This is a genomic window from Streptomyces sp. NPDC096339 (genome assembly GCF_044762985.1).
Classification (GTDB): domain Bacteria; phylum Actinomycetota; class Actinomycetes; order Streptomycetales; family Streptomycetaceae; genus Streptomyces.
Window position 1 is genome coordinate 1 of the sequence record NZ_JBIWFI010000061.1, and the last position, 25,453, is coordinate 25,453.

At 71.4% G+C, this 25,453-nt stretch carries 23 protein-coding genes; 14 read left to right on the plus strand and 9 right to left on the minus strand.

Annotated features, from left to right (window positions below; all coding sequences use genetic code 11):
- Nucleotides 1-308: 308 nt before the first annotated feature.
- Nucleotides 309-752, minus strand: a complete 444-nt coding sequence (locus ACIQ5Y_RS38845) for an SRPBCC family protein (RefSeq protein WP_385129015.1) — start codon at nt 750-752, stop codon at nt 309-311.
- A gap of 360 nt (nt 753-1,112) precedes the next feature.
- The gene (locus ACIQ5Y_RS38850; RefSeq protein ID WP_403891943.1) at nt 1,113-1,658 is read right to left on the minus strand and encodes a hypothetical protein; all 546 of its coding nucleotides are present in this window, start codon (nt 1,656-1,658) and stop codon (nt 1,113-1,115) included.
- Between the two features lie 115 nt (nt 1,659-1,773).
- Here ACIQ5Y_RS38850 and ACIQ5Y_RS38855 point away from each other — a divergent pair, with 115 nt between their 5' ends.
- Both ACIQ5Y_RS38855 and ACIQ5Y_RS38860 read left to right on the plus strand, forming a co-directional pair.
- Nucleotides 1,774-2,805: an Rv2578c family radical SAM protein gene (locus ACIQ5Y_RS38855; protein WP_403891946.1), complete on the plus strand. Its 1,032-nt coding sequence runs from the start codon at nt 1,774-1,776 to the stop codon at nt 2,803-2,805.
- A 112-nt stretch (nt 2,806-2,917) separates the two neighbouring features.
- Entirely contained in the window at nt 2,918-4,507 is a 1,590-nt protein-coding gene (locus tag ACIQ5Y_RS38860) for an alpha/beta hydrolase (protein ID WP_403891949.1), read from the plus strand.
- Between the two features lie 71 nt (nt 4,508-4,578).
- Here the strand turns inward: ACIQ5Y_RS38860 and ACIQ5Y_RS38865 are convergent, their stop codons facing one another.
- A complete protein-coding gene (locus ACIQ5Y_RS38865) occupies nt 4,579-4,992 on the minus strand; it encodes a RidA family protein (RefSeq protein ID WP_403891952.1) in 414 nt (137 codons plus the stop codon).
- 12 nt (nt 4,993-5,004) lie between these two features.
- Nucleotides 5,005-5,556, minus strand: coding sequence for an adenylosuccinate lyase (locus tag ACIQ5Y_RS38870; RefSeq protein WP_403891955.1), 552 nt, complete (start codon nt 5,554-5,556; stop codon nt 5,005-5,007).
- A 473-nt stretch (nt 5,557-6,029) separates the two neighbouring features.
- On the opposite strand from ACIQ5Y_RS38870, the gene ACIQ5Y_RS38875 reads away from it, so the two are divergent.
- From ACIQ5Y_RS38875 to ACIQ5Y_RS38925, 11 genes are all read left to right on the plus strand, one after another.
- Complete coding sequence (locus ACIQ5Y_RS38875) at nt 6,030-7,826, plus strand: 3-hydroxyacyl-CoA dehydrogenase family protein (RefSeq protein ID WP_403891958.1); 1,797 nt, start codon at nt 6,030-6,032, stop codon at nt 7,824-7,826.
- Between the two features lie 166 nt (nt 7,827-7,992).
- Complete coding sequence (locus ACIQ5Y_RS38880) at nt 7,993-8,805, plus strand: TetR family transcriptional regulator (RefSeq protein WP_403891961.1); 813 nt, start codon at nt 7,993-7,995, stop codon at nt 8,803-8,805.
- A gap of 395 nt (nt 8,806-9,200) precedes the next feature.
- Nucleotides 9,201-10,538 carry a crotonyl-CoA carboxylase/reductase gene (ccrA, locus tag ACIQ5Y_RS38885; protein WP_403891964.1) on the plus strand — a complete coding sequence of 446 codons (1,338 nt, stop codon included), beginning with the start codon at nt 9,201-9,203 and terminating at the stop codon, nt 10,536-10,538.
- A 31-nt stretch (nt 10,539-10,569) separates the two neighbouring features.
- Nucleotides 10,570-12,639, plus strand: a complete 2,070-nt coding sequence (locus ACIQ5Y_RS38890; protein WP_403891967.1) for a protein meaA — start codon at nt 10,570-10,572, stop codon at nt 12,637-12,639.
- Nucleotides 12,636-13,610, plus strand: a complete 975-nt coding sequence (locus tag ACIQ5Y_RS38895) for an HpcH/HpaI aldolase/citrate lyase family protein (RefSeq protein WP_403891970.1) — start codon at nt 12,636-12,638, stop codon at nt 13,608-13,610. The genes ACIQ5Y_RS38890 and ACIQ5Y_RS38895 overlap by 4 nt, the downstream gene beginning before the upstream one ends.
- Before the next feature lie 80 nt (nt 13,611-13,690).
- Complete coding sequence (locus ACIQ5Y_RS38900) at nt 13,691-14,203, plus strand: MaoC family dehydratase (protein WP_403891973.1); 513 nt, start codon at nt 13,691-13,693, stop codon at nt 14,201-14,203.
- Nucleotides 14,204-14,205: 2 nt separating this feature from the next.
- A complete protein-coding gene (locus ACIQ5Y_RS38905) occupies nt 14,206-15,411 on the plus strand; it encodes an acyl-CoA dehydrogenase family protein (protein WP_376657407.1) in 1,206 nt (401 codons plus the stop codon).
- Between the two features lie 186 nt (nt 15,412-15,597).
- Complete coding sequence (locus ACIQ5Y_RS38910) at nt 15,598-16,254, plus strand: phosphatidylserine decarboxylase (protein WP_403891977.1); 657 nt, start codon at nt 15,598-15,600, stop codon at nt 16,252-16,254.
- A gap of 67 nt (nt 16,255-16,321) precedes the next feature.
- Nucleotides 16,322-17,104 carry a CDP-diacylglycerol--serine O-phosphatidyltransferase gene (gene pssA / locus ACIQ5Y_RS38915; RefSeq protein WP_403892003.1) on the plus strand — a complete coding sequence of 261 codons (783 nt, stop codon included), beginning with the start codon at nt 16,322-16,324 and terminating at the stop codon, nt 17,102-17,104.
- Nucleotides 17,105-17,585: 481 nt separating this feature from the next.
- Complete coding sequence (locus ACIQ5Y_RS38920) at nt 17,586-19,061, plus strand: AlkA N-terminal domain-containing protein (protein WP_403891979.1); 1,476 nt, start codon at nt 17,586-17,588, stop codon at nt 19,059-19,061.
- A 12-nt stretch (nt 19,062-19,073) separates the two neighbouring features.
- A complete protein-coding gene (locus ACIQ5Y_RS38925) occupies nt 19,074-19,568 on the plus strand; it encodes a methylated-DNA--[protein]-cysteine S-methyltransferase (RefSeq protein ID WP_403891982.1) in 495 nt (164 codons plus the stop codon).
- A gap of 15 nt (nt 19,569-19,583) precedes the next feature.
- Here ACIQ5Y_RS38925 and ACIQ5Y_RS38930 read toward each other — a convergent pair whose 3' ends face one another.
- The 4 genes from ACIQ5Y_RS38930 to ACIQ5Y_RS38945 are packed head-to-tail and all read right to left on the minus strand — an operon-like array spanning nt 19,584 to nt 23,083.
- Nucleotides 19,584-20,351, minus strand: a complete 768-nt coding sequence (locus ACIQ5Y_RS38930) for a hypothetical protein (RefSeq protein WP_403891985.1) — start codon at nt 20,349-20,351, stop codon at nt 19,584-19,586.
- Nucleotides 20,352-20,378: 27 nt separating this feature from the next.
- Nucleotides 20,379-20,807 carry a hypothetical protein gene (locus tag ACIQ5Y_RS38935; protein ID WP_403891988.1) on the minus strand — a complete coding sequence of 143 codons (429 nt, stop codon included), beginning with the start codon at nt 20,805-20,807 and terminating at the stop codon, nt 20,379-20,381.
- 35 nt (nt 20,808-20,842) lie between these two features.
- A complete protein-coding gene (locus ACIQ5Y_RS38940) occupies nt 20,843-21,343 on the minus strand; it encodes an NUDIX domain-containing protein (RefSeq protein WP_403891991.1) in 501 nt (166 codons plus the stop codon).
- A gap of 9 nt (nt 21,344-21,352) precedes the next feature.
- The gene (locus ACIQ5Y_RS38945) at nt 21,353-23,083 is read right to left on the minus strand and encodes a BCCT family transporter (protein ID WP_403891994.1); all 1,731 of its coding nucleotides are present in this window, start codon (nt 23,081-23,083) and stop codon (nt 21,353-21,355) included.
- A gap of 143 nt (nt 23,084-23,226) precedes the next feature.
- Between ACIQ5Y_RS38945 and ACIQ5Y_RS38950 the strand changes: the two genes are divergently transcribed.
- Nucleotides 23,227-24,375 (plus strand): glycerate kinase, encoded by a 1,149-nt coding sequence (locus ACIQ5Y_RS38950; RefSeq protein ID WP_403891997.1) that lies wholly within the window; start codon nt 23,227-23,229, stop codon nt 24,373-24,375.
- A 63-nt stretch (nt 24,376-24,438) separates the two neighbouring features.
- Here ACIQ5Y_RS38950 and ACIQ5Y_RS38955 read toward each other — a convergent pair whose 3' ends face one another.
- Nucleotides 24,439-25,011, minus strand: a complete 573-nt coding sequence (locus ACIQ5Y_RS38955) for a cysteine hydrolase family protein (RefSeq protein ID WP_403892000.1) — start codon at nt 25,009-25,011, stop codon at nt 24,439-24,441.
- Between the last annotated feature and the right edge of the window lie 442 nt (nt 25,012-25,453).

Here is a 25,453-nt window from a genome sequence, read left to right on the forward strand (position 1 = left end):
CACCCCCGGGGCGGCCCGCACGCGAGGGGCCGTCGGGGCCGGGCGCGCGCCGGGGCACCTCCTCGGGCGTCGAACCTGCAGAGGCAGCGGACATGCACAACCCGGTTGCGTTCGACGCCCTGCGGGGGCACCCCACCGCACACCCGACCCCGACGGCACGGGGGTGTCACATCGGCCGCACCGCCGAGCACCCGCGTTCGACGCCCTGCGGGGGCACCCCACCGCACACCCGACCCCGACGGCGCGGGACCCGCGGAATCCACCCGATCCGGTGAGCCCCGAGGAAGGGCTACCGGCGCCGGGCCGGCTCAGGCCTCGACTTCGGCCGCCAGATTCGCCAGCACCGTGTCGTAGATCCGCCCGAGACCCTTGGGCGCGAAGGTGCGCTCGAAGAAGCCGCCGATGCCGCCGGCGCCGTTCCACACGGTGGAGACCACGGCCTTGGACTTGCCCTCACCGGCCGGGGTGACCACCCAGGTGGTGACCATGGAGGAGTTGCGGTCCTTCTCCACCAGCTGCCCGTCGGTGGGCTCGGTGACCTCCAGCAGGCAGTCCCTTACGCGCTTGCTGGTGGCCTGGAGCTTCCAGTGCACCAGCGTGCCCTCGCCGTCGCCGCCCTCGCGCACCTCGTACTCGCTGAAGTGCTCGGGCAGCAGCTTCCCGCGGGTCCCGGTGTAGTCCGCCAGCGCGTCGAACACGGTCTCCGCGTCTGCCGCGATGATCCGCTCCGTGGTGGCCTCGACCTGCGCCATAGCTGTTCCTCCAGCAGTTGTGATCGCTCGTCACCGCGAAGCCAACCACCTCCGGCGCGGGGGCCCAAATCCGGGTCAGACGTGACAGCGGACGCGGACGAGGAGCGTGTCGTCCGGCAGGCCGGCCAGATAGCCGGGGCCGCCGTACTCGTCCGTCGTCGGCGGGGTGTGCGGGCAGGTGTCGGGGTCGTCGCAGGCGCCGTGCAGGGGCCGGTCTCCCTCCTCCCACCACCAGCCGTCCGGGGTGAGGACGTTCCCCGGCCGGTCGGCGCGTCGTGCCTCGGTCCTGACGTACTCCTCGCGGGTGCGCTCGCCGATCCACCGGCGGGGGTCGCCGGTACCGAGGAAATGCGAGCGGAACTACTCCAGGTCGGGGTCGAGGCGCAGCCCGTCCGCCCATCGTGTGAAGGCCTCTACGGGCGTCTGCGCGAGGTACTCGGCGTATAGGGGTACGCACGCGTCGCGGTAGGCGCCGTAATCGGTCCCGGGCAGCCGTTCTTCCGGGCAGAAGTCCGCCCACGGACGGCCGGGCGGGTGTTCGCCCACCACCTCCTGCCAACCGTCCCAGGCGATGCCGGCGAGCCGTACGGCGCGCTCGCGGGCCTCGCCCACGACGAGCAGCCCGCGCGGCCCGCCCGCGCACCAGCCGGGCCGGCTCGGCTCCCGGGTGCCGTCCGGGAACGGTTGGTCGTGGACGATCCGGGGATCCGTCTCGCGGCCCGGCCGGATGCGGTAGCCGCGCCCGTTGGCGCCGCCCTGGATCCGCCGGTCGTCCCAGATCCACAGGTCGTCGGAGTAGGGACGCGACCCCTCCATCCGGATGGGCTCCATCGCCTCCGCGAGCGCGTCCTCCAGCCCCTCCCGGGCCTCGCCCGGAAGGCACACCGTAAGTGCGTATCCCGCCATGACGAGCAGACTGCCACCCCCCGCACCACGCTGACCAGCGGATATCCCGGCCCGCACGATCATGGGAACGTTTGTTCTATTCTCGGCGCGCAGCCAGTACCGAGGGAGGCGCACCATGCGCTGGGACAACCTGACCGAGGGCCCGAAGGGGCCGACCGCGCTCTTCGGGGCCGATGCCGTCGTCACCCGCACCTTCGACACCCCCGAGTTCCGGGGGATCACCTTCCACGAGGTGCGGGCCCGTTCGATCGTCAACCGGGTGCCCGGCGCCTCGCGGATGCCGTTCGAGTGGACCGTCAATCCGTACAGGGGCTGTAGCCACGCGTGCGTGTACTGCTTCGCCCGCAAGACGCACAGCTACCTCGACCTCGACACCGGCATCGGGTTCGACTCCCAGATCGTCGTCAAAACCAACGCCCCCGAGCTCCTGCGCCGCGAACTCGGCTCCCGCCGCTGGACCGGCGCGCACATCGCCATGGGCACCAACGTGGACTGCTACCAGCGCGCCGAGGGCCGCTACCGGCTGATGCCGGGGATCATCGAGGCGCTGCGCGACCACGCCAACCCGTTCTCGATCCTGACCAAGGGGACGCTGATCCTGCGCGACCTCCCCCTCCTCCAGGAGGCCGCCGAGGTCACCGAGGTCGGGATCTCCGTCTCCGTCGGCTTCACCGACACCGCCCTGTGGCGGACCGTCGAGCCCGGCACCCCCTCCCCCGCCGGCCGGCTGAACGCGGTGCGGACCCTGACCGACGCCGGGATCGAGTGCGGGGTGCTGATGGCCCCGGTGATCCCCTTCCTGGGGGACTCGCCGGAGCAGCTGCGCGAGACGGTCGGGGCCGTCGCCGAGTCCGGCGCCACCTCCGTGACACCCCTGGTACTCCATCTGCGGCCCGGGGCGCGCGAGTGGTTCATGTCCTGGCTCGGGGCGCACCATCCGCACCTGGTCCCCCGCTACGAGCGGATGTACGCGGGCGGGTCGTACGCGCCGACCTGGTACCAGCGGCAGATCACCCGCCAAGTCCACGAACTCGCGGCCGAATTCGGCATCGGGCCCGCCCGGCGCGGTGCGGCCCGCCCCGTCCTCGTGCCCGAGCGGCCCACCGGGCCCGCGCCCGCCGGGGCGACCCAGCTGACGCTCCTGTGAACTCGTACGGCCCCCGAAGCCTCATCACATCGGGCCAATAACCACTCCAATCCCGCCTTCCAGGCGCGGCTTCCGGGACGATTCCGCCCAGAACCCCTGGCTGGGAGGCCCCATGCTGCACCCCTTGAAGAAGCGCGCCGCCGTCCTCGTGTCGATCTCCACGGCAGTGGTCGCCGCCGCCCTCGCGAGCCCGCTCTCGGCCGCGCCCGCCGCGTCCGCCGCGCCCACCGCCGGGGCGCCCGCGCAGGCCGCCGCCCTGAACTGGACCGGCTGCGCGACCTCGCGCTACCCGACGCTGCAGTGCGCCTCCCTCAAGGTCCCGCTCGACCACGACCGTCCCGGGGGGCGCCAGATCTCCCTCGCCCTGACCCGCGTCCCGCACACCGCCGCCACCTCCCAGGGGCCCCTGCTGGTCAACCCCGGCGGCCCCGGCGGCAGCGGCCGGGGCCTGGCCGGGTTCATCGCCTCCGCCCTGCCCGGGGAAGTGGCCGCCCAGTACGACGTGATCGGCTTCGACCCCCGGGGCGTCGGCAAGAGCGAACCCTCGCTCGACTGCGGGGCCGGCCACTTCGCCGCGGTGCGCCCGGACTCGGTGCCGCGCGACGCGGCCACCGAGCAGGCCAACCTGGACCGGGTCCGCTCCTTCGCCCAGTCCTGCGGGACCAAGCACGCGGACGTCCTCCCATACATCGGCACCGTCGCGGCGGCCCGCGACATCGAGGTGCTGCGCGGGGCGCTGGGCGCCGAGCGGATCAGCTACTTCGGCTACTCCTACGGCACCTACCTGGGCGCGGTGTACGCCAAGCTCCACCCGACCCGCGTGCACCGGCTCGTCCTGGACTCCGTCGTCGACCCGGGCGGGGTCTGGTACGAGGACAACCTCGCCCAGGACCAGGCCTTCGACGCCCGCCACAAGGCCTTCCTGGCCTGGGTCGCCAAGTACGACGCCACCTACCGGCTCGGCACCGACCGGGCCGTGGTCGAGCGGCGCTGGTACGAGATGCGGGACGCGCTGCGGAAGGCCCCGGCCGGCGGCAAGGTGGGCCCGTCCGAGCTGGAGGACACCTTCATGCCGGGCGGCTACTACAACGGCTACTGGCCGCACCTCGCCGCGGCCTTCAAGGCGTACGCGGTCGACAAGGACCCGAAGCCGCTGGTGGCGGCGTACGAGAGGTTCGGCGCGGTGGAGCCCTCCGCGGGCAACGCGTACAGCGTGTACACGGCGGTGCAGTGCCGGGACTCGGCGTGGCCGAAGGACTGGAACGTGTGGCGGTCGGACATGTGGCGGACCCACGCCAAGGCGCCGTTCATGACGTGGAACAACGCCTGGTACAACGCCCCGTGCGCCTTCTGGCCCGAGGCGCCCCTCGAGGCCCCCGACGTGACGAACTCGGAGCTCCCGCCGGCCCTCCTCCTCCAGGCGACGGATGACGCCGCGACCCCGTTCGGCGGGGTGCTGAGCATGCGGGACAAGCTGAAGGGCTCGGCGCTGGTGGTCGAGGAGGGCGGCGGCAACCACGGCATCTCGCTGGCCGGCAACAAGTGCCTGGACGAGAAGGTGTCGGCGTACCTGAGGACGGGCGCGGCCGCGGACGCCACCTGCCCGGCCCAGCCCGCCCCGACGCCGGCCGCGGCGACCCGCGCCGTGCCCGCGTCCGCCGGCGGCGCGGCCCTCCACGGCCTGCTCGGCTACCGGGGCTAGCCGGTCCGGTCGCCGTCGTGCCCTGCGCGCCGGGCGTGCAGGGCGCGCAGGGCACGCGCCGGCCGGGTGGTTCAGTCCGGCAGTACCGCGAACGCCTCGATCTCCAGGAGCAGTTCGGGCCGGAACAGGGCGGCGACCTGGACTGCGGAGGAGGCCGGCAGCCGGTCGGCGGCGATGACGGCGTCGCGCGCCTCCCGGACGGCCGGGAGGTGGGCGATGTCCGTGACGAAGTAGGTCAGCTTCACCACGTCGTCGAAGCCGGCCCCCGCGGCGGCCAGGCAGCGGCGCAGGTTCTCGAAGACCTGTCGGGCCTGAGCGGCCGGGTCGCCTTCGCCGACGATCTCGCCCTTCTCGTCGAAGGCGCACTGGCCGGAGACGGCGACGAACCGTCCGGTGCCCCAGACGACGTGGCTGTAACCCGTTCCGGGACTGACGCCCTCCGGGGCCGGTATGCGGGTGAGGTGGCTGCCACCGTGCTCGCTCATGCGGTGATCATGTCAGCCGAGCTCGCGCAGCGCCTTCGTCGCCGCCAGGGCGAGACGGGGGTGGGACTGGGCGCGGGTGAGGAGTTCGCGTGCGTCGGGGTCGGCCAGGGCCCCGAGGCCCTCCACACAGGCGAGGGCCACCCGCCAGTACGGGTCGTTCGGGGACAGCAGCCGGCCCAGGGTCGCCCTCAGCGCGGGCGCCGACTCCGGGGCCCGCAGGGCGGTGAGCAGTCGTACGGGCTGGAGGGCGTAGGCCGTGCGCAGGGTGTTGGTGGCGAGGGCGGCGGCCGCGCGGGCGGTGCGCGGGTCGCCGAGCACGGCCAGTGCTTCGGCCGCGGCGGCGCAGCGGGGCGGGTCGCGGTGGTTCAGCAGCAGGACGAGGGACTCGAAGGCGCGGCGGTCCCCGGCGAGGCCCAGGCGGTACGCGGCCAGTTCGCGGGCCCAGAGGGGCAGCCCGGCCGAAGTCAGGGCGGCCGCCAGGTCGTCGGCGCCGGCCGTGCGCAGCGCCTCGTACTCGGGCGACTGCCCGGACTCCGCCCGCAGGCGCTCCAGTACGTCGTTCACGCGGCCACCCTAGGGGCCCGCGGCGGCCGCCACGCCGGGTTCCCGGAGACCTCCTCCGAGGCCCGCCTGATCGATGATCGATGATCGGTACATTTGGGCGGTACAGGTCACATCTCCGCGCTCTGGCGCAGCAGTTACCGCCGGGTTACTGTCCTTGCATACGCACGAAGGCGGCCTGGTGACGCAGCCGCCCCGTGCCAGTCGGTTCTGCACGACTTCACGGCGTGACCCCGGGACAGGGTCCGCGCCGCTCCTGTCCGGGACCTCCCGCGCGTGCCGCGCCGGGATTCCCCCGGACCTCACCGGGACGCCCCGAACACCACCGGGATCCTTCCGAGACCCTCACCGGGACCTCCCGGCCCTCACCGCACCACACCGCCCCGCCCTGCCCGCACCCGCAGGGACACGGCATCCGCGCGCACTGTGCACCGCGCGCTCCCTCAGTCGTCACCCTCTTCCACTGGAGTCCCTCGATGGACCGTCCGTCCAGTCAGCCCGCCCTCCAGACCATCGCCGTCGTCGGCCTCGGCACGATGGGCACCGGCATCGCCGAGGTCCTCGTCCGCGCCGGCCGCGAGGTCATCGGCATCGACATCAGCGAGACCGCCGCCCGCCGGGCCGTGGACTCCCTCGCCGCGTCCACCGCGCGCTCCGTCACCAAGGAGCGGCTCACCGAGCAGGAGCGGTCGGACGTGCTCGCCCGCTTCCGCACCTACTCCGAGCTGGGCGCCGCCGCCGACGCCGATCTCGTCATCGAGGTGGTCCCGGAGAACTACGAGCTCAAGCAGCAGGTGTTCCGCGAGCTCGACGCGGTCGTCCGGCCCGACACGATCCTGGCCACCGGCACCAACGCCCTGTCGGTGACCCGCATGGCCGCCGAGTCGCAGCGGCCCGAGCGCGTGCTGGGCATGCACTTCTTCAACCCGGCGCCGGCCATGAAGCTGGTCGAGGTCGTCTCCTGCGTGCTGACCGCCCCGCCGGCCGTCGAGGCGGTCACCGAGCTGGCCCGCGAGCTCGGCAAGGAGCCCGTGTCGGTCGGCGACCGGCCCGGTTTCGTCGCGGACGGCCTGCTCTTCGGCTACCTCAACCAGGCCGCCGCCATGTACGAGGCGAAGTACGCCTCCCGCGAGGACATCGACGCGGCGATGCGGCTCGGCTGCGGCCTTCCCATGGGCCCGCTCGCGCTGCTCGACCTGATCGGCGTGGACACCGCCCGTACGGTCCTGGACGCCATGTACGCCTCCTCCGGCGACCGGCTGCACGCCCCGGCCCCGATCCTGGGGCAGCTCGCCGAGGCGGGCCTGACCGGGCAGAAGGCCGGGCGCGGCTTCTACACGTACGAGGCCCCGGGCAGCTCCGTGGTGGTCCCGGACGCGCAGACCCCGCAGGACGGGGCCCGTCTCGGCGAGGGCCGTCCGGTCACCTCGGTCGGCGTGGCCGGCTCGGGCACGATGGCGAGCGGGATCGCGCAGGTCTTCGCGCAGGCCGGCTTCCAGGTCGTGCTGGCCGCCCGCAGCCAGGAGAAGGCGGACGCGGCGAAGGCCGCCATCGGCAAGTCCCTGGGCCGTGCGGTGGCCAAGGGGCGGCTGACGGAGGAGGGCGCCGCGCAGACCCTGGCCCTGATCACCCCGGCCGGTTCGCTGGACGCCTTCGCCGAGGTGGACCTGGCCGTGGAGGCCGTCGCCGAGGACCTGGCGGTCAAGCAGGAGCTGTTCGCGGCCCTGGACAAGGTCTGCAAGCCGGGTGCGGTGCTGGCCACCACCACCTCCTCGCTGCCGGTGATCGCGGTCGCCCGCGTGACCTCGCGCCCGCAGGACGTGATCGGCATGCACTTCTTCAACCCGGCGCCGGCCATGAAGCTGGTCGAGGTGGTCCGGACGGTCCTGACCGCGGACGACGTGCACGCCACGGTCCGCGAGGTCTGCACGAAGGTGCGCAAGCACCCGGTGGACTGCGGGGACCGGGCCGGTTTCATCGTGAACGCGCTGCTGTTCCCGTACCTCAACAACGCGATCAAGATGGTCGAGCAGCACTACGCGAGCCTCGACCAGATCGACGCGGCGATGAAGCTGGGCGGCGGCTACCCGATGGGGCCCTTCGAGCTCCTCGACGTGGTCGGCCTCGACGTGTCGCTGGCCATCGAGAAGGTCCTCCACAAGGAGTTCCGCGACCCCGGCCTGGCCCCGTCCCCGCTGCTGGAGCACCTGGTGGCGGCGGGCTGCCTGGGCCGGAAGACCGGCCGCGGATTCCGTGAGTACGCCCGCCGGTAACCCCCGGCCGGGCCAAGAGCAGGATGCGTGGGGAGGGCTGCTCGGGTCCGCCGGACCCTCACGGCGGACATACCCTCCCGAGCCCAGTGCGGGCTCTCCCCCGCATCCATCCCCGTCCCACCCCCCTCAGGCGCGCTCACCCGCGCGAATGAAGTACTTTCGCTCTATGTCCCAGCCCGCCAAGACCTCACCCCGTGCCGCCACGGCATCCGACGCGCCGGAGAGCGCGGCCGGCACCAAGGCGGCCGCTCAGCGGCTCAAAATGCGCCGCGAGCTCGCCGCGGCGGCCATGGAGCTGTTCGCGACCAAGGGGTACGAGGCCACGACGGTCGACGAGATCGCCGCGACCGCCGGGGTGGCCCGCCGGACCTTCTTCCGCCACTTCCGCTCCAAGGAAGAGGCGATCTTCCCCGATCACGACGACACCCTGACCCGCGCCGAGGCCGTCCTCGACGTGGCCCCGGCGCACGAGCACCCGCTCGACACGGTGTGCCGCGGGATCAAGGAGGTCATGAAGATGTACGCCGCCTCGCCCGCGGTGTCGGTGGAGCGCTACCGGCTGACCCGCGAGGTGCCGGCGCTGCGGGAGCGGGAGATCGCCTCGGTGGCCCGGTACGAGCGGCTGTTCACCCGCTATCTGCTGGCCCACTTCGACGAGACCGACCACCACGACGGCAACGACGATCCGCTGCTGGCCGAGGTGGCCGCGTCGGCGGTGGTGACCGCCCACAACCACGTGCTGCGGCGTTGGCTGCGCGCGGGCGGGCAGGGCGACGTGGAAGCGCAGCTGGACCACGCCTTCTCGATCGTGCGCAAGACCTTCGGCACGGGCATCGGCGCCGGCCGCACCCTGGCCACCGCGCCGCCCGCCCCGGCGGAGGTGCGCACCCAGGGCGAGGTCCTGGTGGCGGTGGCCCGCACCGACGCCCCGCTCGACGAGGTCATGCGGACCATCGAAGAGGCCCTGCGCAACAAGTAGTCCGCGAAGCAACTCGCGCGACCCTCGTCACACAGGCCGCCCCCGGTTCCGGGGGCGGCCTTTTGCTTTGTCCGACTTGCCCCTACTCACGGGTAACTCTGATCGATCATCGCTCATCGGTGCAGGTCAATCGGCAAATGAGAGAAAGTTTTGGCACGCGGTGCCTTGCTGAGTGACACGGGGTGCCATACGTTGAATCTCGTCCGGACGTCCCCGCGGTCCACGCCCACTCGGCACGAACCGCGCCCCGGATGCCTGCGTCACCAGGCCACCGCACGCCCCACCAGAGGCGGCGCCGCACCACCGCACCAGCCGGACCGACGGCACACCACACGCTTTACGCACCCCCCGCTCACCTCAGCGCACCCTCATCAGCGCTAGCCGGAGGCTCTACCGTGAAGGACATCCTGGACGCGATTCAGTCGCAGTCCGCCACCGCCGCAGACTTCGCAGCCCTGCCGCTGCCCGACTCGTACCGCGCGATCACCGTGCACAAGGACGAGGTCGAGATGTTCTCGGGGCTGACGACACGCGAGAAGGACCCGCGCAAGTCCCTCCACCTGGACCAGGTCCCGGTGCCGGAGCTCGGCCCGGGCGAGGCCCTGGTGGCCGTCATGGCCTCCTCGGTCAACTACAACTCGGTGTGGACCTCGATCTTCGAGCCGGTGTCCACCTTCAGCTTCCTGGAGCGCTACGGGCGCCTGTCGGAGCTCACCAAGCGCCACGACCTCCCCTACCACATCATCGGCTCCGACCTCGCGGGCGTCGTCCTGCGCACCGGCCCCGGCGTCAACGCCTGGAACCCGGGCGACGAGGTCGTCGCGCACTGCCTCTCGGTCGAGCTGGAGTCCTCCGACGGCCACAACGACACGATGCTCGACCCCGAGCAGCGCATCTGGGGCTTCGAGACCAACTTCGGCGGCCTGGCGGAGATCGCGCTGGTCAAGTCGAACCAGCTGATGCCGAAGCCGGACCACCTCAGCTGGGAGGAGGCCGCCTCCCCCGGCCTGGTCAACTCCACCGCCTACCGCCAGCTCGTCTCCAACAACGGCGCCGGCATGAAGCAGGGCGACAACGTCCTGATCTGGGGCGCCAGCGGCGGCCTCGGCTCCTACGCCACCCAGTTCGCGCTGGCCGGCGGCGCCAACCCGATCTGCGTCGTCTCCTCCCCGGAGAAGGCCGACATCTGCCGGTCCATGGGCGCCACCGCGGTCATCGACCGCAACGCCGAGGGCTACAAGTTCTGGAAGGACGAGAACACCCAGGACCCGCGCGAGTGGAAGCGCTTCGGCTCGAAGATCCGCGAGCTGACCGGCGGCGAGGACATCGACATCGTCTTCGAGCACCCGGGCCGCGAGACCTTCGGCGCCTCGGTCTACGTCACCCGCAAGGGCGGCACCATCACCACCTGCGCCTCGACCTCGGGCTACATGCACCAGTACGACAACCGCTACCTGTGGATGTCGCTGAAGCGGATCGTCGGCTCGCACTTCGCCAACTACCGCGAGGCGTGGGAGGCCAACCGCCTGATCGCCAAGGGCAAGATCCACCCCACCCTGTCGAAGGTCTACTCCCTGGAGGAGACCGGCCAGGCCGCCTACGACGTCCACCGCAACCTCCACCAGGGCAAGGTCGGCGTCCTCGCGCTCGCCCCCGAGGAGGGCCTCGGCGTCCGCGACCACGAGATGCGCGCACAGCACCTCGACGCGATCAACCGCTTCCGCAACGTCTGAGTCCACTCAAAGGCCATAAGGATCGCCTGAGATGACAGAGCGCCAGAAGGACCGTCCGTGGCTCATGCGGACGTACGCCGGCCACTCCACGGCCGAGGCGTCCAACGAGCTGTACCGCCGCAACCTCGCCAAGGGCCAGACCGGCCTGTCGGTCGCGTTCGACCTCCCGACGCAGACCGGCTACGACCCCGACCACGTCCTCGCCCGCGGCGAGGTCGGCCGGGTCGGGGTCCCGGTCTCCCATCTGGGCGACATGCGGCGGCTGTTCCAGGACATACCCCTGGAGCAGATGAACACCTCGATGACGATCAACGCCACCGCCATGTGGCTGCTGGCGCTCTACCAGGTGGCCGCCGAGGAGCAGGGTGCGGACATCTCGCAGCTCCAGGGCACCACGCAGAACGACATCGTCAAGGAGTACCTCTCGCGCGGGACGCACGTCTTCCCGCCCGGGCCCTCGCTCCGCCTGACGACGGACATGATCGCGTACACGGTCAACCACATCCCGAAGTGGAACCCGATCAACATCTGCAGCTACCACCTGCAGGAGGCCGGGGCCACGCCGGTCCAGGAGATCTCGTACGCGATGTCCACCGCCATCGCCGTCCTCGACTCGGTGCGCGACTCGGGCCAGGTGCCCGAGGAGCGCTTCGGCGAGGTCGTCGCACGCATCTCCTTCTTCGTGAACGCGGGCGTCCGCTTCATCGAGGAGATGTGCAAGATGCGCGCCTTCGGCCGCATCTGGGACCAGGTCACCAGGGAGCGCTACGGCATCGAGAACGCGAAGCAGCGCCGCTTCCGTTACGGCGTCCAGGTCAACTCCCTGGGTCTGACCGAGGCGCAGCCGGAGAACAACGTCCAGCGCATCGTGCTGGAGATGCTCGCGGTCACCCTCTCCAAGGACGCCCGCGCCCGCGCCGTCCAGCTGCCCGCCTGGAACGAGGCGCTGGGCCTGCCCCGGCCCTGGGACCAGCAGTGGTCGCTGCGCATCCAGCAGGTCCTCGCACACGAGAGCGACCTGCTGGAGTACGAGGACATCTTCGCCGGGTCCCACGTCATCGAGGCCAAAGTCGACTCCCTGGTCGCCGACTGCCTGGCCGAGATCGACCGGATCCAGGAGATGGGCGGCGCGATGGCCGCCGTCGAGTCCGGGTACCTGAAGTCCCAGCTCGTCTCCTCGCACGCCGAGCGCCGCGCCCGGATCGAGGCCGGCGAGGACAAGATCGTCGGCGTCAACTGCTTCGAGCAGACCGAGGAGAACCCGCTCACCGCCGACCTCGACGGCGCCATCATGACGGTGGACGCCGCGGTGGAGGCGCTGACGGTCGAGCGCATCGGCCGCTGGCGCGCCGAGCGCGAGGAGTCCTCGGACCGGCAGGGGAACGGCGACCCGTTCGTCTTCCCCACCACCCGTCAGGCGCTGGAGCGCCTCAAGGAGGCCGCGGCCGGCACCGAGAACCTGATGGAGGCCACCCTGGAGTGCGCCCGCGCCGGTGTCACCACCGGCGAGTGGGCGACGGCGCTGCGCGAGGTGTTCGGCGAGTTCCGCGCCCCGACCGGGGTCTCCTCGGCACCGGTGGCCGTCACCGCCGAGCCCGGTACGCCGATGCACGAGGTCCGCGAGAAGGTGGCCCGTACGGCCGACGAGCTCGGCTCGGGCCGGCTGCGCCTGCTGGTCGGCAAGCCGGGCCTGGACGGGCACTCCAACGGTGCCGAGCAGATCGCCGTCCGGGCGCGCGACGCGGGCTTCGAGGTGGTCTACCAGGGCATCCGGCTGACACCCGAGGAGATCTCCTCGGCGGCACTGGCCGAGGACGTGCACTGCGTGGGACTGTCCATCCTGTCCGGCTCGCACAGCGCGCTCGTCCCCGATGTCCTCGACCGCCTCCGCCTGGCGGGGGCGGGTGACATCCCCGTCATCGTCGGAGGCATCATTCCGAACGCCGACGCCGTGGCGCTCAAGGCGGCGGGAGTCGCCGCGGTCTTCACGCCGAAGGACTTCGGCATCACGGAGATCATCGGCCGTATCGTCGACGAGATCCGCAAGGCCAACAAGCTCCACCCTCTCGAAATCGTTGCAAGCACGGAGGTCCCCGCATGACCACGCCAGTCCACCCGGTGAACCGCCTTCGCCCGCGTCGCTCCTGCCTCGCGGTGCCCGGCTCGAACCCGCGGTTCCTTGAGAAGGCCCAGGGCCTGCCGGCCGACCAGGTCTTCCTCGACCTGGAGGACGCCTGCGCGCCGCTCGCCAAGGAAGGCGCCCGCCACACCATCGTGGACGCGCTGAACAACGGCGACTGGACGGGCAAGACCCGGGTCGTGCGCGTCAACGACTGGACCACCCACTGGACGTACCGCGACGTCATCACGGTCGTCGAGGGCGCGGGCCAGAACCTCGACTGCATCATGCTGCCGAAGGTGCAGGACGCCCAGCAGGTCGTGGCCCTGGACCTGCTCCTGACCCAGATCGAGAAGACCATGGGCTTCGAGGTCGGCAAGATCGGCATCGAGGCGCAGATCGAGAACGCCAAGGGCCTGGTGAACGTCGACGAGATCGCCGCCGCCTCGCCGCGCCTGGAGACCATCATCTTCGGCCCGGCCGACTTCATGGCCTCGATCAACATGAAGTCCCTGGTCGTGGGCATGCAGCCGCCCGGCTACGGTGCGGACGCCTACCACTACATCCTGATGCGGATCCTGATGGCGGCCCGCACGCACAACCTCCAGGCGATCGACGGCCCCTTCCTCCAGATCCGCGACGTGGACGCCTACCGCGAGGTGGCCGGCCGTGCCGCCGCCCTGGGCTTCGACGGCAAGTGGGTGCTGCACCCGGGCCAGGTCGACGCGGCCAACGAGGTCTTCTCCCCCTCCCAGGAGGACTACGACCACGCCGAGCTGATCCTCGACGCGTACGACTGGTGCACCTCGGAGGCCGGCGGCAAGAAGGGCTCCGCGATGCTCGGCGACGAGATGATCGACGAGGCCAGCCGCAAGATGGCCCTGGTCATCGCGGGCAAGGGCCGCGCCGCCGGCATGCAGCGCACGTCGAAGTTCGAGATCCCCACCGCCTGAGGCGGGCCCGCAGTGTCGGGCGCACCCGTCCCCAGCCCCAGGCCCCGCACGGCCTGGGCAAGCACCCCGGAAGGGTCACCATGCAGTTCGGCCGCACCTACGAAGAGTTCACCATCGGCGACGTCTACCGGCACTGGCCCGGGAAGACGGTCACCGAGTACGACGACCACCTCTTCTGCCTGCTGACCATGAACCACCACCCGCTCCACATGGACAGCAATTACGCGGAGAACACGACCGACTTCGGCAAGAACGTCGTCGTGGGCAACTACATCTACTCGCTGCTGCTCGGCATGTCCGTGCCGGACGTCTCCGGGAAGGCCATCGCCAACCTGGAGATCGAGTCCCTGCGGCACGTGGCGCCGACCTTCCACGGCGACACGATCTACGGCGAGACCACGGTCCTCGACAAGACCCCGTCGAAGTCGAAGAACGACCGCGGCATCGTCTACGTCGAGACCAAGGGCTACAAGCAGGACGGCACCCTCGTCTGCGTCTTCCGGCGCAAGGTGATGGTCCCGACCGAGACGTACATCAAGGAGCGCGGCGGCGAGCAGCCCGGCCGCCCCCAGCTGAAGGAACAGGGGAAGTAGCCATGGCCCGACTCGCCCAGACCGCCGGGCTGACCGACGTCCAGCGGGAGATCCTCAAGACCGTCCGCGAGTTCGTCGACAAGGAGATCATCCCGGTCGCGACCGAGCTGGAGCACCGCGACGAGTACCCGCAGGACATCGTCGACGGGCTCAAGGAGCTCGGCCTCTTCGGCCTGATGATCCCCGAGGAGTACGGCGGCCTCGGTGAGTCGCTCCTCACCTACGCGCTGTGCGTGGAGGAGATAGCGCGTGGCTGGATGTCCGTCTCGGGCATCATCAACACGCACTTCATCGTGGCGTACATGCTCAAGCAGCACGGCACGCAGGAGCAGAAGGACCACTTCCTCCCGCGCATGGCGCTGGGCGAGGTGCGCGGCGCGTTCTCGATGTCCGAGCCGGCGCTCGGCTCCGATGTGTCGGCCATCACCTCGAAGGCGGTGAAGGACGGCGACGAGTACGTCCTGAACGGCCAGAAGATGTGGCTGACGAACGGCGGCAGCTCCACGCTGGTGGCGGTCCTCGTGCGAAGTGACGAAGGACACCCCGAGGGCACGGCCCCGCACAAGTCGATGACGACCTTCCTCGTCGAGAAGGAGCCGGGCTTCGGTGAGGTCCGTCCGGGCCTGACCATCCCGGGCAAGATCGACAAGATGGGTTACAAGGGCGTCGACACGACCGAACTCATCATGGACGGACTGCGCATTCCGGCCAATCGGGTCCTCGGCGGCCAGACCGGCCGAGGGTTTTACCAAATGATGGACGGGGTCGAGGTCGGCCGCGTCAACGTGGCGGCGCGTGGCTGCGGCGTCGCTCAGCGTGCGTTCGAGCTGGGTGTCTCTTATGCCCAGCAACGTCACACTTTCGGCAAGGCCATCGCCGAACACCAGGCGATCCAGTTCAAGCTGGCCGAGATGGCTACCAAGGTCGAAGCCGCCCATGCGATGATGGTGAATGCAGCACGCAAAAAGGACTCCGGGGAACGAAACGACCTCGAAGCGGGGATGGCGAAGTACCTCGCCTCCGAGTACTGCAAGGAGGTGGTGGAGGACGCCTTCCGTATCCATGGCGGCTACGGGTTCTCGAAGGAGTACGAGATCGAGCGTCTCTACCGGGAGGCTCCGATGCTGCTGATCGGTGAAGGTACTGCCGAGATCCAGAAAATGATCATCGGGCGACGCCTGCTCGAGGAGTACCGCCTCCAGGGCTGAAAGTACCTTTTGCGGCGAATCGTCCTGCGATTCGCCGCATAAGGACCACTTCCAGTGGCTGGCCGACGGCCATCGACTCGGCTTCTGGCTTGCCCAGTTGTTGCGCGCAACCGATAGCATTCCAGTAAAGCCGCCGTCCCGTCCCCCTGTTTGCGGCGCGGCAATCACCCGCTACGAAGGTCATCCATGCCCCACAGCCAAACCTCTGCACCTCGCGACAGCCTCCTTGGCGTACGCCTCGCGCGCGGAGCATCGCCGTGGCTTCTGCCGACCGTCGCCACCGCGGCACTCAGCCTCTCCCGGGCCCGCAAGTCCGGACGCTGGGCCGCGGCGGCCGTGCCCGCCACCGCGCTCGCCGCGGGCATGCTGTGGTTCTTCCGCGACCCCGAGCGTGAGATCGCGCAGGGCCGGGTCATCTCCCCCGCCGACGGTGTGGTGCAGAGCATCATGCCGTGGAAGGACGGACGGACCCGCGTCGCGATCTTCATGAGCCCGCTGAACGTCCACGTCAACCGCGCGCCCCTCGCGGGCACGGTGACGTCCGTGGAGCACATCCCCGGCGGATTCGTTCCGGCGTTCAACAAGGAGAGCGAGAACAACGAGCGCGTCGTCTGGCACTTCGACACCGAACTCGGTGACATCGAGATGGTGCAGATCGCCGGCGCCGTCGCGCGACGCATCGTCCCGTACCTGCCGGCCGGTACCAAGGTGGAGCAGGGCGAACGCATCGGTCTGATCCGCTTCGGCTCCCGCGTCGACATCTACCTTCCCGAGGGTGTCGAGGTCGCGGTCGAGGTCGGTCAGACCACCACCGCGGGGGTGACCCGAATTGACCGTGACTGACCCTGAGACTCCGGCCGCAGGCTGGGTTCCGGAGTCCGCCGCCGAGGAGGAGTCCACCGAGGACGACATGCCGCTCTCGCTGCGGCTGTCGATAGCGGACACCCTCACCCTCGGCAACGCGACCTGCGGATTCATGGCGGTGTACTTCACCACCACCGGAATCCTCATCCCGCACCTCACCGGCAGCGGCGAGTCGGGCATGGCCCGGCACAGCGCGGCGACCGCGGTGATACTGATGCTCCTCGCGGCGGTCTTCGACCTCTTCGACGGCATCGTCGCCCGCAAGCTGCGCAGCTCGCCGATGGGCGCCGAGCTGGACAACCTGTCCGACCTGATCAGCTTCGGCCTCGCGCCGGCGTACTTCGTGCTGGTCTACGGCATGGTCGCCGACGACGCGCACCAGAAGATGTCGGCGCTCGCGGCGATCGTCGTGCTGCTGGCGGTGGTCCTGCGACTGGCGAGATTCAGCTGCGTGACGATGAAGGACGGCATGTTCCAGGGCATGCCGAGCCCCTTCGGCGCGCTGACGGTCGTCTCGATCGTGCTGCTGGAGCTGCCGTTCGTCCCGACGCTGCTGGCGATCGTCGGGGTGGCCTGGCTGATGGTGAGCCGGGTCGAGTACCCCAAGCCGCGGGGTGTCCTCGCGGTGGCGATGCTGAGCTGGATCGTCGGTGCCATGGGGCTCCTCGCCGCCTGGGCGTTCGACGCGCCGGGCGGTCAGCTGCTGCTCCAGACGGGCTGCGCGCTGCAGATCGCTCTGGCGGCCACGATTCCGCTGTTCGCGACGACCCGTCGCGCGAACACGTTCCGCCACAACCGGCGGGAGGCGCGGGCCGCGTCCGTGCGCTGAGCTCGGCAGGTGTAGTACGAAGGCCCCGGGGTGCCATTGGCCCCCGGGGCCTTCGCGCATCCCCGGGCAGCGGGGCGCGGCGACCCTGCCCCCGGTCCCCCGCGCCTCGATCGCGGGGCGGGGCCGGAGGTGCCGCTGCGCGGCACCCGGGGCTCCGCCCCGGACCCCGCTCCTCAAACGCCGGAGGGGCTGGTTTCGGCTCAGGCCGTGCGCCCGGAGGGGCTGGGTTGCCGCGCAGCGGCAACCCAGCCCCTCCGGCGTTTGAGGAGCGGGGGCTCGGGGGCGGAGCCCCCGCAGCGGCGCCGCAGGGGCGGATCCGGCCTCGCCGTCGTTCGAGGCGCGGGGTCCGGGGCGGATCCCCGGGTGCGGCGGAGCGCCCGCGGCGGCGCGCCCGCGAACGGCCGGACCGGCGGCACCCTCGGTAGCCTTGATGTCGGAAAACCGCCAGCCGGCGGTGCATCGAGCCCGGATGCTTGAGGACATGCACACCGACACCGAGCGCTGCGTAAGGGCCGTGCAGTCGAAGGACGCCCGATTCGACGGCTGGTTCTTCACGGCCGTCCTGACCACCCGGATCTACTGCCGGCCCAGCTGCCCCGCCGTGCCGCCCAAGGTCGAGAACATGACCTTCCTGCCCAGCGCCGCAGCCTGCCAGCAGGCCGGGTTCCGGGCCTGCAAGCGGTGCCGGCCCGACACCAGCCCCGGTTCGCCCGAGTGGAACGCCCGCGCCGACACCGTCGCCCGTGCGATGCGGCTGATCCAGGACGGGGTGGTGGACCGCGAAGGGGTCCCCGGGCTGGCCACCCGCCTGGGGTACTCCACCCGCCAGGTGGAGCGGCAGCTGCGCGCCGAACTCGGCGCCGGCCCGCTCGCCCTCGCCCGGGCCCAGCGCGCCCAGACCGCCCGGCTGCTCATCGAGACCTCCGAGCTCCCGATGGGCGACGTCGCCTTCGCCGCCGGCTTCTCCTCGATCCGCACCTTCAACGACACCGTCCGCGAGGTCTTCGCCCTCTCCCCCAGCGAGCTGCGGCTGCGCTCCGAGAAGGCCAACCGCAACCGGCCCCGGATCCCCGGCACCATCAGCCTGCGGCTCCCCTACCGGGCCCCCCTGAACCCCGACAACCTCTTCGGGCACCTCGCGGCCACCGCCGTCCCCGGTGTCGAGGAGTGGCGGGACGGGGCGTACCGGCGCACGCTGCGGCTGCCGTACGGGACCGGGGTCGTCGCCCTCACCCCGGCGCCCGACCACATCGGCTGCCGCCTGGCCCTCACCGACCTGCGCGACCTGACCATCGCCATCAGCCGCTGCCGCTGGATGCTCGACCTGGACGCCGATCCCGAGGCGGTCGACGAGCAGCTGCGCACCGACCCGCTGCTGGCCCCGCTCGTGGACAAGGCGCCCGGAAGGCGTGTGCCCCGTACCGTCGACGCGGCGGAGTTCGCCGTACGGGCGGTCCTCGGCCAGCAGGTGTCCACGGCGGCCGCGCGCACGCACGCCGCCCGGCTGGTCACCGCGCACGGGGAGCGGGTCGAGGACCCGCTGGGCGGACTGACCCACCTGTTCCCCTCCCCGCAGGCGCTCGCCGAGCTGGACCCGGAGTCCCTGGCCCTGCCGCGCAGCCGCCGCACCACCCTCACCACCCTGGTCTCGGCACTCGCCGACGGGTCGCTTCCGCTCGGCATCGACAGCGACTGGGAGGCGGCCCGCGTGCAGTTGAACGCGCTGCCCGGCTTCGGTCCGTGGACCACCGAGGTCGTCGCGATGCGCGCCCTCGGCGACCCCGACGCGTTCCTGCCGTCCGATCTGGGCGTGCGGCGTGCCGCGCAGGGGCTCGGGCTGCCGTCCACCCCGGCCGCGCTGACCGCCAGGGCGGCCGGCTGGCGGCCCTGGCGGGCGTACGCCGTCCAGTACCTGTGGGCCACCGACGCCCACCCCATCAACCACCTGCCCGTCTGAGGAGCACCCGTCATGACCGCCAAGCAGCACACCGTCGTCGACAGCCCCTACGGACCGCTCACCCTGGTCGCCACGGAGGGCGTCCTCAGCGGCCTCTACATGACCGGGCAGCGCCACCGCCCGGCCGAGGAGTCCTTCGGGGAGCGGGTCGCCTCCACCGAGGAGCCCTTCCCCGAAGTGGTGCGGCAGCTCACCGCGTACTTCGCCGGGGAGCGCACGTCCTTCGACCTCCCGCTGCGGCTGGAGGGCACGGAGTTCCAGCGCAGCGTGTGGGACCAGCTCGTACGGATCCCCTACGGCGAGACGTGGTCGTACGGGGAGCTCGCGGCCAGGCTGGGCAAGCCCGGTGCCTCGCGCGCGGTGGGCCTGGCGAACGGCAAGAACCCGGTCGGGATCATCGTGCCGTGCCACCGGGTGATCGGCGCCTCGGGCGGCATGACCGGCTACGGCGGCGGCGTCGACCGCAAGGTGCGGCTGCTGGACTTCGAGTCCGGGAGGAGCGCGTAGCGGGTGCCCGCCCGCTCACTGCAGGATGTTCACCGCCCGCGCCACCACCAGCAGCACCGTGACCATCGACACCGACGTCTGGGTCATCATCAGGAACTTCGACCACATCGTCAGCGGCATGGTGTCGGTCGGGCTGAAGGCGGTGGCGTTGGTGAAGGCCACGTACAGGTAGTCGCCGAAGTACGGTTCCCAGTCGGGCGGGGCGATCCGCCGCTGCGTCATCTGCGGGAAGAGGAAGTCGGGGAAGTCCTTGACGCCCTGGGCCCGGGCGGCCGGGCCGCCGCGGTCCAGTTCCCAGTACCAGAGCGCGAAGGCGATCACGTTGGTCACCCACACGGCTCCGGCCGTGGCCAGCAGCCCGAGCGCCCCGCCGGGGCCCGTGCCGTGGAGCAGTTCGCGTACGAGCTTCACGGCCGACCAGGCGTTGGCCAGGCTGACCGCGGCCACCAGGGCCAGACCGAGCACGCGCAGCAGGCGCGAGACGCGGTCGAACCGCTTGTGCGGATGGAGCGCGGCCAGTGCCGCCAGCAGGGCGAGTTCCAGGGCCGGCAGGAGCCAGCGCGGGTCGATGGTCAGCCGGGCCGGCAGGAGCAGTTGCAGGGCGACCGCGACCAGGATCGCCGCGGTGACCGCCCAGCGCTCCTCTCCGTCGGTCGGCCGGCGCCAGGCCGGTCTCTCCTCCGCCTGCGGGGTGTCGGGTGCGAGCAGTTCCTCGATCCGGTCCAGCCGGCGGTGCAGCAGGTCCATCCGGTCGGGGTCCGCCCCGGGGTCACTCTGGCTCATGACCCACATTCTGGGACGGACGGTCCGTCAGACCACCATCAGCGGCACGAGCAGGGCGAACGCGGCGCCGGCCTCCACGGCGTAGCCGTACAGGGAGGGGTGCTGGACGGGGGCGGCGAGCAGCACCACGCTCTGCCGCGCGGCGGCCGCCGCCACCCAGTCGGCGTCGGCGCCGAGGTTGCCCTGGTACCAGCCCTCGCAGGCGCCGGGGCCGCTGACCGCGAAGAGGTCGTCCTCACGGCGGTAGAGGGCCTCCCACCCGGCGGCCGGCACGGACCATCCGTCGAAATCGCTGAACAGGGCCCAGCCGCCGTCGCGTATCGCGGTGTCGAACATCCAGACCGGCGTTCCGTCGGGGGTGACCTCCCCGCCCTCCTGCCGGTCGGTCGTGAAGTGGACCATGGGCAGGGCGTCGGGCCCGTCGGCGGTGCTGGGCCAGGCGTACATCGTGATCATCAGCTGATTCTGTCCTGGTTGTGGTAAACGCCGTGTTATGACGCGGACGGGCGGCGGCCGTTCTCCAGCTCCACCGTGCCCTCGCCCGACTCCAGGACCCGGCAGGCCTCTTGGGTGCGCGGTCCGAGGGATCCGATGAGGTACGTGGCGAGTTCGGCGGGCTCGACCAGCTTCCAGGAGATCAGCTCTTCCTCCTGGAGCTCGATCGAGGCCAGTTGCGCCTCGTCCAGCACTCCGCCGTCGAAGAGGTACGCGACGAGCGGCGGGCGGTCCGGGCCCAGTGACCAGTCGACGGCGAGCAGCCTGCCGAGCGGTACGTCGATGCCGATCTCCTCGGCGCTCTCGCGACGTGCGGCCGTGCGCGGGGACTCGCCCCGGTCGGACTCGATGGTGCCGCCGGGCAGGGCCCAGCCCTCGCGGTAGTTGGGTTCGACGAGGAGCACCCGTCCCTGGGCGTCCCGGTAGAGGGCGGCCGCTCCGGCCAGCACCCGGGGCAGGCTCTCGATGTACGTGGCGTAGTCATCCGTGGTGGTCACGCCGCAACCCTAGGGCCTGTCGTCGAGTTCCCGTCCGCCCGTCCCTCCGTCGTCCCGCGTCCTGGACTCGGCGGCGCGGCGCAGCCTCGGGTGGCGGGTGGCGTTCTGTTCGGTGATGGCGTCGCCGACCATGGCCCGGACGGCGTCCCGCATGCCGTGCAGGGCGTGGTGGCGGGCGGGGCCGGCGCCGGGGTCCTGGCGGAGTTCCTTCAGCAGGGCCCAGCACAGCAGCATCATGACGACGACGAAGGGCAGTGCCACCAGGATGGTGGCGGTCTGCAGGGACTTCAGGCCTCCCGCGACGAGGAGCACGGCGGCGACCGCCGCCATCAGCACGCCCCAGGTGACGACCAGCCAGGTGGGCGGGTGCAGCGAGCCGCGGCTGGTCAGCGAACCCATCACCAGGGAGGCCGAGTCGGCGCTGGTGACGAAGTAGGTCATGACCAGGAGCATGGCGACCCACGAGGTGAGGGTGCCGAGCGGGAGCGCGTCCAGCATCGCGAAGAGCGAGGCCTCCGTACCGTCCTTCATCACGGCGGCGAAGCCGACGGCGCCCGTGGAGTCGAGGTGGATGGCGGTGCCGCCCATCACGCAGAACCAGATGACGGTGGCCCCGCTGGGGACGAGCAGGACGCCGACGAGGAACTCGCGGATGGTGCGGCCGCGCGAGATGCGGGCGATGAAGGTGCCGACGAAGGGGGCCCAGGAGAGCCACCAGGCCCAGTAGAAGATCGTCCACGCGCCGAGCCACGCGGAGTCGGTGAAGGCCCCGGTGCGGGTGGCCATGGGCAGCAGCTCGTCCAGGTAGCCGCCGACGCTCGCGGGGATCACGTCGAGGACGTAGACGGTGGGGCCGAGCACGAAGACGAAGAGCATGAGGGTGGCGGCGAGCACGATGTTGATGGTGCTCAGCCACTTCACCCCCTTGTGCAGGCCGGAGAAGGCGGAGAGCACGAACGCCGCCGAGAGGGAGACGATGATGATCAGTTCGACGGAGGTCGAGTCCTTGATGCCGGTGGTGATGTTCAGGCCCTTGGAGACCTGGAGCGCGCCGAGCCCGAGGCTGGTCGCGGTGCCGAAGACGGTGGCGAAGACCGCGAGCAGGTCGATGGCCTTGCCGGTCCGCCCGTTCGCCCGTTCCTCGCCCATCAGCGGGACGAAGGCCGAGCTGAGCCGGTTGCCGCGGCCCTTGCGGAAGGTCGCGTAGGCGAGGGCCAGGCCGACGATGCCGTAGATCGCCCACGGGGTGAGCGTCCAGTGGAAGAAGGAGTACTCCATGGCCGAGAGGGCGGCGGCGCCGGTGGCCGGGGCCGCGCCGGAGGCCGGAGGCGGGGCCAGGTAGTGGGTGAGGGGCTCCCCCACCCCGTAGAACATGAGGCCGATGCCCATGCCGGCGCTGAACATCATCGCGATCCACGCGAGGTTGGTGAACTCGGGCTCGGAGTCGTCCCTGCCGAGGCGGATCCGCCCGAAACGGCTGATGGCGAGGACCACGCACATCACCAGGAAGACGTCCGCGGCGATCACGAACAGCCAGGCGAAGTTGTCCAGAACCCAGGCGAGCGCGGTGCTCGACGCCTTGTCGAAGGAGCCCTTGGCGAGGGCAGCCCAGGCGACGACGGCCAGCACGGCGATCACCCCGATGGTGACGACCTGCCGGTCGGGGGTGCCGTCCGGTGGGCCGTCCGGTCCCCCGTCCGGTCCATCCGGACGTGCCTGTTCCAGTGATTCCACGCTCATGCGGCCACACTATGCAGGCGTATATCCGTATTTAGGGGCATGGCACGCCGTGTGTGTCCCGGGCCACTCATGGGCATAGGAGGATCCTCCGGATAAGCTCATGGGGGCGCGACTGCACTGTTCGATAGCAAGGGAATAGCAAGGTGACGGACGGAGCAGTAACTGAGGCCGCGCGCGTGCTCATCGCCGCGGACAAATTCAAGGGCTCGCTCACGGCCGTTCAGGTCGCGGAGCGGGTGACGGCAGGCCTTCGCAAGGCCGTACCGGACGTGGAGATCGAGACGCTCCCCGTCGCGGACGGCGGCGACGGCACGGTCGCGGCCGCTGTGGCGGCCGGTTTCGAACGCCGCGAGGTCCGGGTCACCGGACCCCTCGGCGACCAGGTCACGGCCGCCTTCGCGCTGCGCGAGGGCACTGCGGTGGTCGAGATGGCGGAGGCCTCCGGGCTCCAGCTGCTGCCGGCGGGCACCTTCGCCCCGCTGACGGCGACCACGTACGGCTCGGGTGAGGTGCTGAAGGCCGCGCTGGACGCGGGCGCGCGCTCGATCGTCTTCGGCGTGGGCGGCAGCGCCACCACCGACGGCGGCGCCGGCATGCTGGCGGCGCTGGGCGCGGTGTTCCTGGACGCGAACGGCGAACCGGTCGGTCCGGGCGGCGGCGCGCTGGCGCAGCTGGCCTCGGCGGACCTGTCGGGGATCGACCCGCGCTTCGCGGAGGTCGACTTCGTGCTGGCCAGCGACGTGGACAACCCGCTGACCGGCCCGAAGGGCTGCGCGGCGGTCTACGGCCCGCAGAAGGGCGCGACGCCGCAGGACGTGGCGACGCTGGACTCGGCGCTGGCGCACTACGCGTCGGTCCTGGAGAAGTCGATCGGCTCGAAGGCCACCGAACTCGCGGCCTCCCCGGGCGCGGGCGGCGCGGGCGGCATCGGCTACGGCGCGCTGCTGCTGGGCGCGAGCTTCCGTCCGGGCATCGAGCTGATGCTGGAGGTGCTGGGCTTCGCCCCGGCGCTGGAGCGGGCCACGCTGGTCATCACCGGTGAGGGTTCGCTGGACGAGCAGACCCTGCACGGCAAGGCCCCGGCCGGTGTCGCGGCGGCGGCGCGTGCCGCGGGCAAGCCGGTGGTGGCGGTCTGCGGGCGTCTGCTGCTGAGCCAGGAGGCCCTGGAGGGCGCCGGCATCCGCAAGGCGTACCCGCTGACCGCGCTGGAGCCGGACCCGGCGAAGTCCATCCCGAACGCGGGTCCGCTGCTGGAGCAGGTCGCGGCGAACATCGCCGCCGACGTTCTCTGAGCCTGACGGCCCCGAGGCCCGGTACCCCCTTCAGGGGGTGCCGGGCCTCTGCCGTGTACGGAGTCAGGCGAGGAGGTCGGCCGTCGTCACGACACGGGCGAAGCCGCCGCCCTGGAGGTTGACCGCCGTGGCCGTCGCCAGCTGGTCGGCGGTCAGGGACACGCCGTCGGGGCCCGCGAGGTCGAAGGTGTGGGTGGCGTCCAGCGGGACCAGGACCTCGTAGCCGAGGTTCCCGGCCATGCGGGCGGTGGTCTCGACGCACATGTTGGTCTGGATGCCGGCCACGACCAGCTGTCCGATGCCGTGGCCCCCCAGCCAGTCGCCGAGGTCCGGGGTCCCGTAGAAGGCGGAGTTCACGGTCTTGGTGACGAGGAGGGACTCGTACCGCCGTTCCTCGACGAAGTCCTTGAGCGCGTAGCCGGCGTGGTCCGGGGCCAGTACGGATCCGGGGCGTACGGAGGCGTGCCGGACTATCACCACGGGGCGTCCCGTCGCCTGCCAGGCGTCCATCAGGGCGGCGATGTTCGCCTCGGCGGCCGGATTGTTCCTGGGCCCCCAGAAGGCGGCGTCGTCGAAGCCCTTCTGCACGTCGATGACCAGCAGGGCACTGTTCGGGGCGATCTCGGGGTTCGTCATGGCTCCATCCTGGCCGCCGCCCGTGGCCGCCCCACAGGGCCACCGATGACCCGAACCGATGAGATCCTGCCGCCTTGGCAGCCGTGTGGCACCCCCCGCACCGCCGGGGCCGGGTGCGCGGCGGGGCGCCCCCGCGACCCGTGCCCCCGCGCCGCCGGGGTCGGGTGTGCGGTGGGGCGCCCCCGCAGGGCGTCGAACACAACCACGCCGCGCATGTCCGCCGCCTCCGCACGTTCGACGCCCGAGGAGGTGCCCCGGCGCGCGCCCGACCCCGACGGCCCGTAGGCGCGACCTCGGGGCGCCGGGGCGCCGGGGTGCCGCTGCGCGGAGCCGGTCCCCTACCCGCCCTTCCACCGTTCCCCGGGGCTCCGCCCCGGACCCCGCCCCCCAAAAGCCCGCGCCGGAGGGAAAAAAAACCCCCCCCGCGGTGTGTGGGCCGGGG

Bases quoted from the DNA above. Each gene is read 5' to 3' on its own strand.
- ACIQ5Y_RS38845 (WP_385129015.1), bottom strand. From the start codon at position 752: ATGGCGCAGGTCGAGGCCACCACGGAGCGGATCATCGCGGCAGACGCG.
- ACIQ5Y_RS38850 (WP_403891943.1), bottom strand. From the start codon at position 1,658: ATGGCGGGATACGCACTTACGGTGTGCCTTCCGGGCGAGGCCCGGGAG.
- ACIQ5Y_RS38855 (WP_403891946.1), top strand. From the start codon at position 1,774: ATGCGCTGGGACAACCTGACCGAGGGCCCGAAGGGGCCGACCGCGCTC.
- ACIQ5Y_RS38860 (WP_403891949.1), top strand. From the start codon at position 2,918: ATGCTGCACCCCTTGAAGAAGCGCGCCGCCGTCCTCGTGTCGATCTCC.
- ACIQ5Y_RS38865 (WP_403891952.1), bottom strand. From the start codon at position 4,992: ATGAGCGAGCACGGTGGCAGCCACCTCACCCGCATACCGGCCCCGGAG.
- ACIQ5Y_RS38875 (WP_403891958.1), top strand. From the start codon at position 6,030: ATGGACCGTCCGTCCAGTCAGCCCGCCCTCCAGACCATCGCCGTCGTC.
- ACIQ5Y_RS38880 (WP_403891961.1), top strand. From the start codon at position 7,993: ATGTCCCAGCCCGCCAAGACCTCACCCCGTGCCGCCACGGCATCCGAC.
- ACIQ5Y_RS38890 (WP_403891967.1), top strand. From the start codon at position 10,570: ATGACAGAGCGCCAGAAGGACCGTCCGTGGCTCATGCGGACGTACGCC.
- ACIQ5Y_RS38895 (WP_403891970.1), top strand. From the start codon at position 12,636: ATGACCACGCCAGTCCACCCGGTGAACCGCCTTCGCCCGCGTCGCTCC.
- ACIQ5Y_RS38900 (WP_403891973.1), top strand. From the start codon at position 13,691: ATGCAGTTCGGCCGCACCTACGAAGAGTTCACCATCGGCGACGTCTAC.
- ACIQ5Y_RS38905 (WP_376657407.1), top strand. From the start codon at position 14,206: ATGGCCCGACTCGCCCAGACCGCCGGGCTGACCGACGTCCAGCGGGAG.
- ACIQ5Y_RS38910 (WP_403891977.1), top strand. From the start codon at position 15,598: ATGCCCCACAGCCAAACCTCTGCACCTCGCGACAGCCTCCTTGGCGTA.
- pssA (WP_403892003.1), top strand. From the start codon at position 16,322: ATGCCGCTCTCGCTGCGGCTGTCGATAGCGGACACCCTCACCCTCGGC.
- ACIQ5Y_RS38920 (WP_403891979.1), top strand. From the start codon at position 17,586: ATGCACACCGACACCGAGCGCTGCGTAAGGGCCGTGCAGTCGAAGGAC.
- ACIQ5Y_RS38925 (WP_403891982.1), top strand. From the start codon at position 19,074: ATGACCGCCAAGCAGCACACCGTCGTCGACAGCCCCTACGGACCGCTC.
- ACIQ5Y_RS38930 (WP_403891985.1), bottom strand. From the start codon at position 20,351: ATGAGCCAGAGTGACCCCGGGGCGGACCCCGACCGGATGGACCTGCTG.
- ACIQ5Y_RS38935 (WP_403891988.1), bottom strand. From the start codon at position 20,807: ATGATCACGATGTACGCCTGGCCCAGCACCGCCGACGGGCCCGACGCC.
- ACIQ5Y_RS38945 (WP_403891994.1), bottom strand. From the start codon at position 23,083: ATGAGCGTGGAATCACTGGAACAGGCACGTCCGGATGGACCGGACGGG.
- ACIQ5Y_RS38955 (WP_403892000.1), bottom strand. From the start codon at position 25,011: ATGACGAACCCCGAGATCGCCCCGAACAGTGCCCTGCTGGTCATCGAC.